Source organism: Mesorhizobium sp. M1D.F.Ca.ET.043.01.1.1 (assembly GCF_003952385.1).
GTDB lineage: Bacteria > Pseudomonadota > Alphaproteobacteria > Rhizobiales > Rhizobiaceae > Mesorhizobium.
This window is the reverse complement of sequence record NZ_CP034444.1, coordinates 671,350-684,905: the sequence shown is the minus strand read 5'-3', so window position 1 is coordinate 684,905 and position 13,556 is coordinate 671,350. Positions and strand designations below refer to the sequence as shown.

12 protein-coding genes are annotated in these 13,556 nt (G+C 65.1%); 2 read left to right on the top strand and 10 right to left on the bottom strand.

The window, feature by feature from the left end; translation table 11 throughout:
* Window positions 1–47: 47 nt before the first annotated feature.
* Window positions 48–1,058 carry an NAD(P)-dependent alcohol dehydrogenase gene (locus tag EJ067_RS03505; RefSeq protein WP_126084692.1) on the top strand — a complete coding sequence of 337 codons (1,011 nt, stop codon included), beginning with the start codon at window positions 48–50 and terminating at the stop codon, window positions 1,056–1,058.
* A gap of 69 nt (window positions 1,059–1,127) precedes the next feature.
* Here EJ067_RS03505 and EJ067_RS03500 read toward each other — a convergent pair whose 3' ends face one another.
* From EJ067_RS03500 to EJ067_RS03470, 7 genes are all read right to left on the bottom strand, one after another.
* Window positions 1,128–1,628 carry a hypothetical protein gene (locus tag EJ067_RS03500; protein ID WP_245468149.1) on the bottom strand — a complete coding sequence of 167 codons (501 nt, stop codon included), beginning with the start codon at window positions 1,626–1,628 and terminating at the stop codon, window positions 1,128–1,130.
* A 138-nt stretch (window positions 1,629–1,766) separates the two neighbouring features.
* Window positions 1,767–2,144, bottom strand: a complete 378-nt coding sequence (locus tag EJ067_RS03495; protein WP_126084691.1) for a VOC family protein — start codon at window positions 2,142–2,144, stop codon at window positions 1,767–1,769.
* Between the two features lie 109 nt (window positions 2,145–2,253).
* Window positions 2,254–2,463 (bottom strand): hypothetical protein, encoded by a 210-nt coding sequence (locus EJ067_RS03490; protein ID WP_126084690.1) that lies wholly within the window; start codon window positions 2,461–2,463, stop codon window positions 2,254–2,256.
* Between the two features lie 104 nt (window positions 2,464–2,567).
* A complete protein-coding gene (locus EJ067_RS03485) occupies window positions 2,568–3,662 on the bottom strand; it encodes an ISAs1 family transposase (RefSeq protein ID WP_245468096.1) in 1,095 nt (364 codons plus the stop codon).
* Window positions 3,663–3,756: 94 nt separating this feature from the next.
* Window positions 3,757–6,045: a xanthine dehydrogenase family protein molybdopterin-binding subunit gene (locus EJ067_RS03480; RefSeq protein ID WP_126084689.1), complete on the bottom strand. Its 2,289-nt coding sequence runs from the start codon at window positions 6,043–6,045 to the stop codon at window positions 3,757–3,759.
* A complete protein-coding gene (locus EJ067_RS03475; RefSeq protein WP_126084688.1) occupies window positions 6,042–7,025 on the bottom strand; it encodes a xanthine dehydrogenase family protein subunit M in 984 nt (327 codons plus the stop codon). The genes EJ067_RS03480 and EJ067_RS03475 overlap by 4 nt, the downstream gene beginning before the upstream one ends.
* Entirely contained in the window at window positions 7,022–7,522 is a 501-nt protein-coding gene (locus EJ067_RS03470) for a (2Fe-2S)-binding protein (protein WP_189510356.1), read from the bottom strand. The genes EJ067_RS03475 and EJ067_RS03470 overlap by 4 nt, the downstream gene beginning before the upstream one ends.
* Before the next feature lie 313 nt (window positions 7,523–7,835).
* Between EJ067_RS03470 and EJ067_RS03465 the strand changes: the two genes are divergently transcribed.
* Window positions 7,836–8,447: a TetR/AcrR family transcriptional regulator gene (locus tag EJ067_RS03465; RefSeq protein ID WP_126089479.1), complete on the top strand. Its 612-nt coding sequence runs from the start codon at window positions 7,836–7,838 to the stop codon at window positions 8,445–8,447.
* Window positions 8,448–8,483: 36 nt separating this feature from the next.
* On the opposite strand, the gene EJ067_RS03460 is transcribed toward EJ067_RS03465, so the two are convergent.
* From EJ067_RS03460 to EJ067_RS03450, 3 genes are read right to left on the bottom strand one after another with little or no spacing between them, the layout of a single operon-like run.
* Window positions 8,484–8,864 (bottom strand): response regulator, encoded by a 381-nt coding sequence (locus EJ067_RS03460; RefSeq protein ID WP_126084687.1) that lies wholly within the window; start codon window positions 8,862–8,864, stop codon window positions 8,484–8,486.
* Window positions 8,861–12,445, bottom strand: coding sequence for a CheR family methyltransferase (locus EJ067_RS03455; RefSeq protein ID WP_126084686.1), 3,585 nt, complete (start codon window positions 12,443–12,445; stop codon window positions 8,861–8,863). Before EJ067_RS03455 ends, EJ067_RS03460 begins: the two co-directional genes overlap by 4 nt.
* Window positions 12,408–13,487, bottom strand: a complete 1,080-nt coding sequence (locus tag EJ067_RS03450; protein ID WP_126084685.1) for a chemotaxis protein CheB — start codon at window positions 13,485–13,487, stop codon at window positions 12,408–12,410. The genes EJ067_RS03455 and EJ067_RS03450 overlap by 38 nt, the downstream gene beginning before the upstream one ends.
* Between the last annotated feature and the right edge of the window lie 69 nt (window positions 13,488–13,556).

Genomic DNA, 13,556 nt, shown 5'->3' with positions numbered 1-13,556 from the left:
AGCTAGGTTCGCTCAACCCATCAATCGTCCACCCCACGGAGTGAACCATGAAAGCCATCGAACTCAGCCAGCCCAGGCTGGACGCCTTCCGCGCCGCCACCGTCGCCACGCCCGAACCGCAGCGCGGCGAGGTGCTGATCCGCCAGCGCGCCGCGAGCCTGAATTTCGTCGATGTCGCCGTCGCCAGCGGCAACTATCCCGGACCGGTCTTCCCGCTCATTCCGGTTGCCGACGGCGCCGGCGAGATCGTCGCGCTCGGCGAGGGCGTCACCCGCTTCGCCGTCGGCGACCGCGTCGTCGCCCACGCCAAGCCGCGCTGGATCGGCGGCCGGCCGCGGCCTTACGAGATGACGCAGATGCGCGGCATCTCGCTGCCCGGGTCGCTGGCCGAATATGTCGCCCTGCCGGCCAATTCGGTCGTGCCGATCCCGCAGCATCTCTCCTTCGAGGCGGCCTCGACCCTGCCCATCGCGGGCACCACCGCCTGGAACGCGCTTCGCGCCGCCGATGTCCGGCCGGGCTCGGTGGTCGTGCTGCTCGGTACCGGAGGCGTCTCGATCTTCACCTTGCAACTAGCCAAGGCGGCCGGAGCCACCGTCGTCATCACTTCGTCCTCGGACGAGAAGCTCGAGCGGGCCAAGGCGCTCGGCGCCGATCACCTGATCAACTACCGCGCGACGCCCGACTGGGACGGCAAGGTGCTGGAACTGACCGATGGTCTTGGCGCCGACCTTGTCGTCGAGACCGGCGGCACCGCTACCTTCGCGCGCGCCGTCAACGCCACCGCGCCCGGCGGCACGCTGTTCACCATCGGCTTCGTCACCGGCGCCGAGGCGACCGTCAACCTGCTGCCGATCATCATCAAGGCGCTGAGGGTGGTGGGCAACAACACCGGTTCGGTGTCCGACCTGCGCGACGCCGCCCGCGCCGTCGGCGCCGCCGGTATCGAGCCGGTCGTCGACAAGGTGTTTTCACACAACGATGCGACCGAAGCCTACACCCACATGGCCGCCGGCGGCCTGCATTTCGGCAAATTGGTATTCGGGCTGGAGTGGTAGGAACTCGCCGCCGGCGATCGGCGAAAGCGATGAACTTCCCGATCTCCCTGAGAAGGAGATCGGGGAGATTCAATCCGCCTCGCCCGAACCCTTGTCGCACTCGGCCAGCACCTTGCCGATCGCCGCGCTCGATCCCGTCAGCGGGAAGCTCGCCGCGCCATATTTGTCGGCGCTGATCGTCACCTCGCCCTTGCCGCGCAAGAGCGCCAGCAGCGGGTCGGAGGGGCCGGAGAGGTCCGTCGTGAAATAATTGTACATCGCCTCGAGAACGAGCTTTTTGGTCACGCTCTTGCCGCCGGCCTTGAACGTGAAGGACCCGCGGGTGCCCGGCTCGATCTCCCCGCCAGCGCCGCCCAGATCGTAGCTCAGTACCGGCCTGTCGAAGCAGGCCAGCATCAGGCTCGCATCGCCCTCTGGCCCGCCGCAAACCGAAGCCATCAGCACGCTGCCGCCCTCGTCCTCTTCCATCTTGGCCGACCAGGCGCAGGACGCGGCATGGGCAGGGAGGGTGGCCAGAAAGGCGGCGGGGAGGAAAAGTGCAAGGACGAGTATTGCCGGGATGCGCTGCATGGTTCCCTCTCCAGGTGGTGGTCCCGGAACATACAAAACAAAAACTCCGGTGGCAGCACCTGCAGGCAGCACGCAATAGCTATCTCGGCGCGCCGGCGCGGCACCGGTCTCTCGCCCGCCGTCACCTGGAAATTGCGCTCACTGCGCCGGTTGGAACAGTTCCACCAGATTACCGGAAGGATCGACCAGCAGAATCTGTGAGCCGCCTGGACCCTTCACGATTTCATTGCGGAAATTGAGGCCCGCCGTCTTCAGCCGGGCTACCTCCGCCGCAAGGTCCTCGACGATCAGGTGAATGCGGTTCCACCCTCCGGGACCCGGCCGCTGGCCATCCGGCATTGGCCTGCCCGCTGAACTGGTCGGACCGCTGAGCAGCAGCCGAAGCGCTCCCCGCGTGACGTCCGCGAAGGCCGGCGCATGGTTCGAAAGCTGCTTGAAGCCCAGGTGCTGCGTGTACCAGGCCACGGCGTCGTCGACGTCGTCGACCATGTATCGGACATTTACAGTCGCGGACATCGTCTTGCCTCGCTGATCTCATCCAGGAAAAGCGCGTAACGGTTTCCCCGTTCGGAAAAAAGATAAAGCGGCTCGTCGTTCCCGTGGAGCGGTGAAACGCTCCAGCGGGCTATCGCCAGGCTGCCTCGTTCTTGTGCTCATAATCCCGGAACGCTTTGATCAGGCCGCCCAGGACCTCCGCCGACGTTTCGAACATTGCCTTGAGCTGGGGCTCATCGACCTTTGTGATGTCTTCCCGGAGGTGGTCTTGGATCTCCTGGAATGCTTTCTGCATTTTCTGCGTGTGGTGCCGCGCATCGCGGTCGGCTGCGCTTGCCATTGTCCATCTCCATTTCACGTAGTGCTCCTTTGCAAACGTGGGCGATGGAGGGCGGGTTCCGGGCGCCGTCGCCGGAACTGACAATCTCCCCCACAAGGGCAGGGCTATCGCATATGGGTGATGGCCTGGATGAGATAGCCGTCATTCCAAGCGCATTTCTTGATGCGGTGACTGATGGGGACTTTATCGACATCTGCGGCCTGAAGGAGATTTCTGGCGATGCGGTTGAGGAGGGCGGTGTTGGCGGGGGCGTTGTCCTTGCGGGCACGGGATTGATCCTCGTCCAGATGAACATCCAGCATCCAGTGCAGGCCGTTCTCGATCTGCCAATGGGCTCTGGTGAGCTCGAGGGCTTGCTGGGGTGACAGCAAGGTGGAAGCCATGAACAGGCGCGTCAGCGGCTTGGCCTGGTCGCGCCGGCTGGTGATGCGGATGAAGGCTTTGTGGCCGGCCATCAGCGGTTCAGCCGATACCACGACCTCGGCTTGGCGCCATTCGCTGCGGCCATGGCTGGTTTCGGTCCGCTCCGCGACTGCGGGGGCGGTCTCGGCCAGATGGCGATTGGCGTGGCCGACCCAATGGCGACGATTGCCTTTGAGCGCGAGCAGGTAGTCGCCGCCCCGTTCGGTGATGGCCTTTGCCATGCGCGTGTGACAGTGGAGCGCATCGGCTGTGACCAATCGTCCAGTAAGATCAATAAGTTCGATGACTTTGAGGGCGGCCTCGACCTCATTCTCTTCCTCGCCGGGCGAGACCGCCGCCAAACATAGCCGCGTCTCGGCGGCAAAAGCCGACACCGTCAGGGGAGGACTGGCTGCAAGGCCTTTCTCGTAGGCTCGCCGCAGCGCCTTGCCGTCGAGCGAGACCACTTCCTCACACGCCCGCGCGAAGCCCGCGGCAAAGGCGGCAAAGGCACGGCTGAACGCCTCCGGATCGAGCAGCCGCAGCAGCCGCGAGAAGGTATCGTGGCTGGGCGCCACCTCATACGCGATCAACCGCGACAGCGCCTGCTTGCGCTCTTGCGCGAACAACGAGAACTCCGTCGCATTGCTCGCCCCGCACAGGCTCGCCGCGATCATCATCACGATCAAATCGCCAAGCCGATGCGTGGCATTGCCGGCGCGCGGATCGGGTAGCGCGCCGAAATAGCTCTCAAGGCTGGAAATGGCAGTCTCTCCCTCGTTCGACTGCCTGCCCAAAGAATCCCTTCTCAGGCCAACTTCAAGTCCCAAAAAGCCATATGCGATTCCCCTGCCCACAAGGGGGAGATTAGGCGCTCCGCCGACCGCCCCCTCAGATCAACTTCTCCAGCGTTATCGGCAGATCCCGCACTCTTTTGCCCGTCGCGTGGAACACAGCATTCGCAATCGCCGGCGCCACGCCGACGATGCCGAGCTCGCCCACGCCCTTGCCGCCGAGCGCCGAGGAATGCGGGTCGGGGATGCCGACCGAGATGGTCTGGATATCCGGAATGTCGGCGTTGGTCGGCAGCATGTAGTCCGCGAAATTGCCGTTGACGATGCGGCCGTGGCGGCGGTCGACGATGCCTTCCTCCAACAGCGCCTGGCCGATGCCCATGATGATGCCGCCCTTCCACTGGCTTTCCGCCAGCTTCGGATTGTAGAGCCGGCCGGAATCCAGCGCCGACACCACGCGCGAGACGCGCACCGTGCCGAAATCTTCATCGACCCGCACCTCGACGAAATGCGCGCACCAGGAATGGCGCGAATAGTCGCCCTCGGTGTGGGGGATCGCCATGGCGATGGTGGTGTAGTTCTTGTAGCGCTCCTCCGGCGTCGTGGTCGCCGGCAAGGTGTCGCCCTTGGCTTCGATCCGCTCGCGGCCAATGGCGCCCATGAAGTCGGCGATCGACAGCTCCGGCCCTTCGCCGCGCGGCGAGGCGATGCGGCCGTCTCGCACTTGCAGCGTGTTCGCCTGCAGCTTCTGGAAGGGCGAGCGCGGGTCGGAGAGCGCGAGCCCGATCAGCTCGTCCAGCGCCTGGCCGGCCGCCTTGTAGACGGCGCCGGTCATGACGCCGGCCAGCCGCGAGCCGCCGGTGACGCCGGCGCGGGCAAGAAGCGAGTCGCCGAGCTTCACCGACACCTGCTCCACCGGCACGCCGAGCGTCTCGGCGGCGGTCTGCGCCAGGATCGTGTAGGTGCCCTGGCCCATGTCGATGGAGGAGCTTTCGACCTCGACCGACCCGTCGGCCAAAATCTTCACCACCGCCTCGCCATGGGCGCGCCGCACCGGATAGGTGCCGGCCGCCACGCCCCAGCCGATCAACTGATGGCCGTCGCGCATCGAGCGCGGTGCTGGCGAACGCCTCGCCCAGCCGAACGCTTCCGCGCCGATGGCAAAGGCCTCGCGCAATTGCCTGGTCGACCAAGCCTTCTTCGCATGCGGGTCCTGCTCGGCATAGTTGATCAGCCGCATCTCCAGCGGATCGATGCCGAGTTCGTAGGCAAGCTCGTCGATGGCGCATTCGATGCCGAAGGCACTCGGGTTCTCGCCCGGCGCACGCTTGGCGCCCGGCACCACCGTGTTCACCCGCACGACATTCTGCTTCGAGGAGAAGTTGGGCGTGGCGTACATGATCGAGGTGACAGAGCCGAGCGGCTCGACCCACATGCCGTCGACGGCCGTCTCGTTGACGCCGCGATGCACGATCGACTGGATGCGGCCCTCGCGGTCGGCGCCGATCGCCACCGTCTGGCGGGTGGCGGCACGGCCGCCATAGGAGGTGAAATTCTGCGGGCGGTTGAGCACCAGCTTCACCGGACGTCCGAGCATCTTCGCCGCTGCCGCCGCTACCGCGCTGTGCGCCAAGGCCAGTGCCTTGGAGCCGAAACCGCCACCGATATAGGGCGAGACCAGCCGCACATTCTCGAACGGCACGCCGAACCATTCGGCATAGGTGCGCGCCATGCCGTCGACCCACTGGCTCGGCTCCCAGATGGTGAGCGCGTCGCCTTCCCAGTGCGCGATCAGCCCATGCGGCTCCATTGCCGCCTGGAACTCGCGCTGCGTGTTGTAGGCCACGCAGACGCGCACCGGCGCTGCTGCAAAGGCAGCTTCGGCGTCGCCCCATTCCTTGGTCATCGCGTCGATCGGGATGCCGTCGGTGCCGTCGCTCAGATCGACGATGGCCGGCGTCTCGTCATAGCTGACCTTGACGAGTGCTGCCGCCGCCACGGCCTGCTCGAAAGTCTCGGCGACCACGGCGGCTATGTGCTGGCCGGAAAAGGTGACCTCGCGAGCCAGGGGATTATAGGTCGGCTGCGATGGCGGGTTGCCAAGCCAGTCCGACGCAGCTTTCAGCTCCATGATGGTGTCGGGGGTCAGCACGGCAAGCACGCCCGGCGCGGTTTCCGCCGCGCGTGTGTCGATGGCTGCCACCTTGCCAGCGGCAATGGTCGCGCTGACCAGCACGGCATGCGTCAGCCCGTCGATCTGCTGTTCGAACGCGTAATGCGCGGCGCCGGTGATCTTGGCCGGTCCGTCGACGCGCGACAGCCGTCCGCCGACCGCTTCAAGGCGCGCGCTGTCCGACGCTGCGTGTTTCATGTCATGAACGGTCATACCGTCTCTCCCAATTCGAGGATGGCTCTAGCGACAACGCGCGGCGCCAATGCGATCTTGTAGTGGTTGGCGCCATGGTCGACGGCGCCCTCCATGGCGAGTTCGCTCGCCTTGCGCACGATCTCTTCATCGAGCGGCTTGCCTTTCAGCGCCGCCTCGACTTGGCGCGCCCGCCACGGCTTCGTGGCGACGCCGCCGAGCGCGACGCGGATGTCGCGGATGGTGCGGCCGTCGGCTTCGAGTTCCAGTCCGACGGCGGCACTTGCGGCAGCGAATTCGTAGGACTGGCGATCGCGGACCTTCAGATAGGTCGAGCGCCGCGCGGCAGCCGAGCCGGGGATTTCGATTGCCGTGATCACCTCGCCGGGGCGGATGTCATGCTCCTGCTCGGCTGTCGCGCCGGGGGCGAGGAAGAAGTCTTCCACCTTCAACCGCCGCTCGCCGAGATCGACCTCGGCGTCGAAGGCGACGAGCGCGATGGCGAGATCGCCTGGATAGGTGGCGATGCAAGATTCACTCACGCCAAGCACCGCATGGCCGCGCGTCACGCCGCCGATCGCCGAGCAGCCGCTGCCGGGCGACCGCTTGTTGCAGGCCGAGAAGTTGGCGGGGTCGCGAAAATACGGGCAGCGCGTGCGCTGCATCAGGTTGCCGCCGATGGTCGCCATGTTGCGCAGCTGCGCCGAGGCCGCCTGCCAGAGCGCTTCCGAGACGGCCGGAAACAAGCTCTTCACCTTGGCATGGTCGGCGACGTGGCTCATCTTCGCCAGCGCGCCGATCACGGCGCGGTCGGCGCTGACGTCGATGGCGTCGAGCCCCTTGATATGGCTGATGTCGATGACGGTGGCGGGTTCCGCGACACCGCATTTGGCGAGGTCTATCAGCGTCGTGCCGCCGGCGAGCAGCATGGCGCCGGGAAGTGCGGCGGCGTTGCGCGCGGCCTCGACACTGTCGGCGCGCAGGTAGGAAAAATCTCTCATGAACGAAGCTCCTGTGCTGCTTGGCGGACGGCGGCGACGATGTGCGGATAGGCGCCGCAGCGGCAGAGATTGCCGGCCATGTATTCGCGGATCTCCTCGTCGGAGCCGGCATGACCCTCGCGGATGCAGGCCACCGCCGACATGATCTGTCCCGGCGTGCAATAGCCGCACTGGAAGGCGTCCTGCTCGAGGAAGGCGGCTTGCACGGCATGGAGCGTGCCGTCCTCGCCGGCGAGCCCCTCGATGGTGGTGATCGAGCGGCCTTCGACCTGCGCCGCCAGCGTCAGGCAGGCGAGCACCCGCTCGCCGTCGACATGCACGGTGCAGGCGCCGCACTGGCCCTGGTCGCAGCCCTTCTTGGTGCCGGTGAGATGAATCCGCTCACGCAGCGCGTCGAGCAGCGTGACGCGCGGCTCGATATCGAGCGCGTGTTCGCGGCCGTTGATGGTGAGTTGGATCGAAAGGGTGGTGGGACTGATGGTGGCTTGGTCATTCATAGGGCGTCGGGCTCCGATTGCTGGACGCTAGGCGGATGGAAATGGGGCTTGGGAGGAGACGGGCAAGGGTGACATCTGAGGAAGGGCGAGGGCGTGGAAGCTGCCAAACTCCCCCACTTGGAGGGAGATCACGCGCTCCAGCGCGCCGACTCTCCAGCGGACAGGGTAAGCTTTCCGTTCTCGAACACGTGACATACCGCTTCCCCTGATTATATGATAAGACAACTCCACTAAAGCGGAGGGGCCTCCGTTTATCTACGTGGGGGCTGACCCGCATGGGTTCAAGCCCCATATTGCGAGAGTGGAGAAAAAACTGTCCGAACAGACGCCAGAGATTGCCGACAAGCGGGAAGCGCCGGCACAGAAGGCGTTGCGCGCCGATGCGCAGCGCAACCGCGACAAGCTGGTCGAGGTGGCGGCGCAGGCGTTCTCGGCTGACGGCGTCGACGCCTCGTTGGAGGAGATCGCGAAGCGGGCAGGGGTCGGCATCGGCACCCTCTATCGGCATTTCCCGACGCGCGAGCATCTGGTCGAAGTGGTCTATCGCCGCGAGGTGGAAGGGCTATGCCATGCGGCCGAGGAACTCGCCCGCGATCATCCGGCCGATGTCGCGCTGGAGTTCTGGATGCAGCGCTTCGTCGACTACATCGCCACCAAGCGCGGCCTGGCCACAAGCCTGCGGGTCCTGCTGACGACCAACTCGACGCTCTTCTCCGACACCTCCGGCCGCGTCTCGGCGGCGATGAGGCGCCTGATCGAGGCCGCCGCCGCCTCTGGGAAAATCCGCGCCGATGTCGACGCCTCCGACGTGATGCATGCGCTCGGCGGCATCTACTCCGCCCCCAACACGCCTGATTGGCGCGAGCGGTCGGGACGGCTGGTGAAGCTGTTGATGGACGGGTTGAGGTTCGGGGCGAGAGGGTGAGCTCCCCTTCTCCCTTGTGGGAGAAGGGAGGGCTGCTCAATGCTTGTGGTTGCCGAAGCGCGCGACCGCCTCGATCAGCACCCTGGTGTCGACGGGCTTCGACAGCCTCGGCGAATCCTGGAACTGATCGGGAAAGACCGTGGCGCTGTCATAGCCGGTGAGGAAAACAAAAGGGATGTCGCGTGAGGCGAGATGCTCGGCGATCGGAAAACTGCGTTCGCCCTGCAGGTTGACGTCGAGAACCGCCCCGTCCAACTCGACGCCGTCGATCTGCTCGAGTGCCTGTTCGACGGAAGGCGCGGGTCCGACGACATCGCAGCCCGCGTCGGTCAGTTCGTCGGAGAGATCGAGCGCAACCAGGAAAGCGTCCTCGACGACGAGGATCCGCATGCCCGACAATGGAGCGCTCTTGTTCATGCGTGGCTGGGCAACGGCTCGAGGGCTTCCGTCCGGGACAAAGGAATCTCAAGCAAGCACTCCAGGCCTGCAGGCCTGAAATCCAACATGATGCTCCCTCCCAATTCGTACTCTAAACTCTGCCGGATGAAAGTAGTTCCAAAATTCCAGCGCGACGGTTCCGTCACGGACGGACCGCCGACTTCCCTCCATTTGATCGACAATACGCCTGGCTTCACGACATCCCAGGAGACCTCGACACGGCCGACGTCGACGGAAAGCGCTCCATATTTGGCGGCGTTGCTGGCAAGTTCGAAGAACACCATGCCGAGCGCCGCCGCCGTTGACGTATTGAGATGGAACGGCCGGCCATGGACGACCAGGATGTCGCGCTCCGTGCTGTTGTAGGGAGAGAGCGTCGCCCTGAGCAGCTGCTCGAGGTCGGCATCGCCCCAGTTGTGGGACGACAGAACCTCGTGCGTGCGGGCCATCGCGTGCAACCGCTCCTGGAACGAAGTCGAGAAGTGGTCCATCGAAGCTGACGAACGCATCATGCGCGCGGCAAGCGCGGTGATCGTGGCGAGGATGTTCTTCACCCGGTGCTGCAACTCGTGCAGCAGCCTTTCCTGGCTGCGCTCCGCTTCCTTGTTGCTCGATATGTCGATCAGCGCGGCGATCGCGCCGCGAACCTTGCCGGACTCGTCGAACAGCGGATTGGCCGATATCTTCACGTCGATGCTGCTGCCGTCCTCGCGCGCGATCCGAGCTTCATAGCCGTGGACGGCCTTGGCCGTCCGCATCGCCCTCTGCAGGGGCTGGTCGTCCGTTTCCACAACTGCACCGTTGATCGTCAGCGGCAGGATGGCCGGCACCGAAGTCAGCTTGCCATCCGTGGCGCGCCGGCCGGCTAGCTCGGCCGCGCGGCGGTTGGCGCGGATCGCGTCGCCATTGCTGTTCTCGGCGATGAAGATGCCCACCGGCACCAGGTCCAGCAGCGTCTCCAGGCTTTCGACGCGGTTGCGAAGATCGTGCGAGAGCGCGCCGATTCGTTCCTCCGCCTGCGCGATCTGGGTGACGTCGACGAAGGTGACGACCACGCCGGCGATGACATTGTCGATCGTGCGATAGGGCAGCACGCGCATGATGTAGCGCTTGCCGTTGTCGACGCCCCCGATCTGGCGCTCGATCGTGCCGAGCCTATGCAGCACCTGCTCCATGTCGGTGTGCAGTCCGTCGGCGGCAAAACGCGGGCGCACATGCGCAAGCGGCCGGCCGACGTCGCTTTCGACCAGCCTGAACAGGTCGCGCGCCGTCGGCGTGAAGCTCTTGATGCAGAGGTCGCGGTCGAGGAACACGGTGGCGATCTGCGTGCTTTCGAGCAGGTTCGCCATGTCGTTGTTGGCGCGGCTGAGCTCGTCCACACGGATGTTGAGCTCGGCATTGACGGTCTGCAATTCCTCGTTGATCGATTGCAGCTCTTCCTTGGAGGTTTCCAGCTCCTCGTTTGACGATTGCAGTTCCTCGTTGATCGAGGACAGTTCCTCGTTCGAGGATTTCAGCTCTTCGTTGGAGGATTCAAGTTCCTCCGTCGTGATCTGCAACCGCTCCCTGGTTTCCCTGAGCTCCTTTTCGAGCTGACTGACATTGGCGCTTTCGACATCGTCGGTCGTGTGGACGGGCTCGTCCTCGGCTTCCGGCGTGATGCCGCCGATGTCGCGGAAGACGAGCATGTAGAGCGGGTCGGACGAGCCGTCGGGCGGCAGCGGCTGCACGGCGAGGCTGATCGTCTGGCGCCCGCCATTGGTGCCGACGCTGATCTTGTTCTGGACCGCCACCTGTCCGGTGTTGACCGCCTTGTGGAGCGCTGCCCTTAGGTCCATGCGCAGCCCGCGCCGCGCCATGGAAAAGACGTTGTGGTCGGGGGCGCCGGCGGCGAGCTCCAGGTATTTGCCGGTGCCTCCCGAGCTGTGCATCACTTCGCCGTCGGCGTTGACGACGACAAAGGCGGGCGAATAGCGCTCCACGAGGACGCGTTCCGCAACCTCCCGCAAGGTTCCCGCCATCGTCCCCCGGCGCAGGAGCGGCGGCGCCTGCCTGGCCGCGGCGGCGAGCGGGAACTCCGGCAGCCGGTGCATGGCGATCCCGCTGCGTTTCTGGAAGATGCGGCTTGTCTTGTCGATGGTCGAGAACAGAGGCGCGTGACGCGTGACGTTCTCCGAGGATCCAAGAAAGAGATAGCCGCTGCTGCGCAGCGCGTAGTGGAAGATCGGTACGATCTTTTCCTGCAGTTCCGGTCCCATATAGATCAAGAGGTTTCGGCAGGCGATCAGGTCGAGCTTGGAAAAGGGCGGATCGCGCAACAGATTGTGCGCCGAAAACAGGCAGGTTTCCCGCAGATCGGAAGCAACGCGATAGGTGCCGTCCTCGCGCGAGAAGAACTCCTTGAGGCGCTTCGGCGTCACGTCGGTCGCGATCGTCGCCGGATAGCGGCCGGCGCGGGCCACTTCGAGCGCGCGCTCGTCGATGTCGGTGGCAAAGATCTGCAGGTTGGGCGAAGCGGCACCCCGCGGCGCGTTCTCCTTCAACAGCATGGCGATCGAATAGGCTTCCTCGCCGGTGGCGCAGCCCGGCACCCAAACCCTGATCGTCTCGTCCGGCTTACGGCCCTCGAACAGCTTGGGGATGACCTGGCGCTCGAGGGTATCGAAGGCCTCCGGGTCACGGAAGAAGCTGGTCACGCCGATCAGCAGATCCTGGAACAGAAGGTCGACCTGCTGCGGCTCCTCGCGCAGCCGCTCGTAGAAAGAGGTCGGATCGTCGATCTGCAGCACCTGCATCCGACGCTGGATGCGCCGCAGGATGGTGTTGTCCTTGTAGCCGCTGAAATCATGGCCGGTGCGCGCGCGAAGCAGCGCCGCAATGCGCGAAAGTTGCTCGGCCACCTCGCGCTTGCGGCGGTCGCGCTCGCTTTCGGTGCGTTTGGCGTGGCTGAAATAGCCGACCAGCTTGCCGGCCATCTCCTCCGCCGGAACCACCATGTCGACGAGGCCGCTCTGGACGGCGCTTCGCATCATGCCGTCATATTCGGCGCTTTCCTGGGCCAGCGTCAGGCCGCCGCGCTCCTTGATCGCCCTAAGCCCGATGGTGCCGTCGCTGCCGGTTCCGGAAAGAATGATGCCTGCCGCATTCCCCGACTGCTCCAGAGCGAGGGACGTGAAGAAATCATCGATGGGCGTCCGTCTGGCGCGCGTGGTTGCCATCTTGGCCAGGTGGAAACGGTGGTTCTCGATGGTTACCGAGGCCGCCGGAGGGATGACGTAGATGTGGTTCGGCTCGATTTCCAAACCTTCGGCGGCCGTTTTCGTCTCGATCTCGGTGCAGCGCTGGATGATGCTTGCCAGCACGCTTTCATGCTCGGCGTCGAGATGCTGGATCACCACATAGGCAAAGCCGCTGTCGGCCGGAACCTGGGGAAAGAATTTCTGCAGCGCGCCGATGCCGCCGGCCGATGCGCCGATGCCGATGATGGGGGAAGGCGCAGGCTCTTTCGCGCTCTTGCGCGCGCTAGCCCTCGCTTTCCTTGCTGTTGCTTTCCTCGCCATCGTCTGTTGCCTGCACCCGCCTGCTTTCCAGGATGCGCTCGATCAGAGCGGCATCCGCTTCGTATTCCTTCGCCCGCCGGCCCAACTCGGCAGCGAGTTCGGAGCGATCCCTCGTTTTCTCCCGCTCGGCCATGCGCCGGGCAAACCCTGCCCGCTGCTGATGCGACCGCAGCAGGCTCCACAAGATCTCGTCCGCCTCGATCGCCTGCGCCTCCATCACCGCGTCGGCGGTGAAGGCGTGCCCGGTATGGCACCGATAGCGCAGCATGTCACCGTCTTCGATCTCCCACAGCGGCCCGTGGCATTCCGGGCATGTAAACACCGACAATTCGCCAAGTCGATCTTCATCTTTCATGGTCGAATGCTCCTGTGCGGCGACGGCCGCTTCCAGCCTCACACCCGACGGCGGCGCGAAGGTTTCGCCGGCCGGCTCGGCGGCCAGCTTCGCCAGCAACTTGCCGAGCTTCGCCGCCGGCAGGCAATGGTCGATCTCGACGTAGTGCAGCGCGCTTTCCACCATAGCCGGCACCGGCGCGTCCTTCGGGTGCTGGATGACCGCAAGTCCGCCGACGGCCTTGATGGCCCTCATGCCGGCGGTGCCGTCGGAAAGCGAGCCTGACAGCAGCACGCCGATGACGCTCGCGCCGTAGCTCAGCGCCGCCGAGCGGAACAGCGGGTCGATGGCCGGCCGGGCGAGGTTTTCGCGCGGTCCGCGCCGCAGCATCATGTGATCGCCATGAAGCAGAAGATGGAAGCCGGGCGGCGCCACGTAGATGTTGCCGGTTTTGAAGGTCGCGCCGTTCTTGGCCACCGAGGTATCGAGCACTGCAGCGCGATTGAGGATTTCCGCCAGGTAGCTGACCTGGCCGACATGGAGCACGACGAACACAGCCGCCGGCAGATCGGCGGGCAGGTCGCTCACGATCCGCTTCAGCGGTTCGACTCCGCCCGCCGACGCGCCGATGACGATGATGAAGCGGTTCAGCGCCTGTGCTCGCGGCGAGCTTGTCCCAAGTGAAACACGGTTTCGAACGTCGGCCATGGCATCCGTGGGTTGCGCCCCGCCCTCAATCATAAAATCGGCCAAGGGGGGACTAGGTTCCATGGCGCG

Coding starts and splice junctions, on each gene's coding strand:
- EJ067_RS03505 (WP_126084692.1), top strand. CDS start 48: ATGAAAGCCATCGAACTCAGCCAGCCCAGGCTGGACGCCTTCCGCGCC.
- EJ067_RS03500 (WP_245468149.1), bottom strand. CDS start 1,628: ATGCAGCGCATCCCGGCAATACTCGTCCTTGCACTTTTCCTCCCCGCC.
- EJ067_RS03495 (WP_126084691.1), bottom strand. CDS start 2,144: ATGTCCGCGACTGTAAATGTCCGATACATGGTCGACGACGTCGACGAC.
- EJ067_RS03490 (WP_126084690.1), bottom strand. CDS start 2,463: ATGGCAAGCGCAGCCGACCGCGATGCGCGGCACCACACGCAGAAAATG.
- EJ067_RS03480 (WP_126084689.1), bottom strand. CDS start 6,045: ATGACCGTTCATGACATGAAACACGCAGCGTCGGACAGCGCGCGCCTT.
- EJ067_RS03475 (WP_126084688.1), bottom strand. CDS start 7,025: ATGAGAGATTTTTCCTACCTGCGCGCCGACAGTGTCGAGGCCGCGCGC.
- EJ067_RS03470 (WP_189510356.1), bottom strand. CDS start 7,522: ATGAATGACCAAGCCACCATCAGTCCCACCACCCTTTCGATCCAACTC.
- EJ067_RS03460 (WP_126084687.1), bottom strand. CDS start 8,864: ATGAACAAGAGCGCTCCATTGTCGGGCATGCGGATCCTCGTCGTCGAG.
- EJ067_RS03455 (WP_126084686.1), bottom strand. CDS start 12,445: ATGGCGAGGAAAGCAACAGCAAGGAAAGCGAGGGCTAGCGCGCGCAAG.
- EJ067_RS03450 (WP_126084685.1), bottom strand. CDS start 13,487: ATGGCCGACGTTCGAAACCGTGTTTCACTTGGGACAAGCTCGCCGCGA.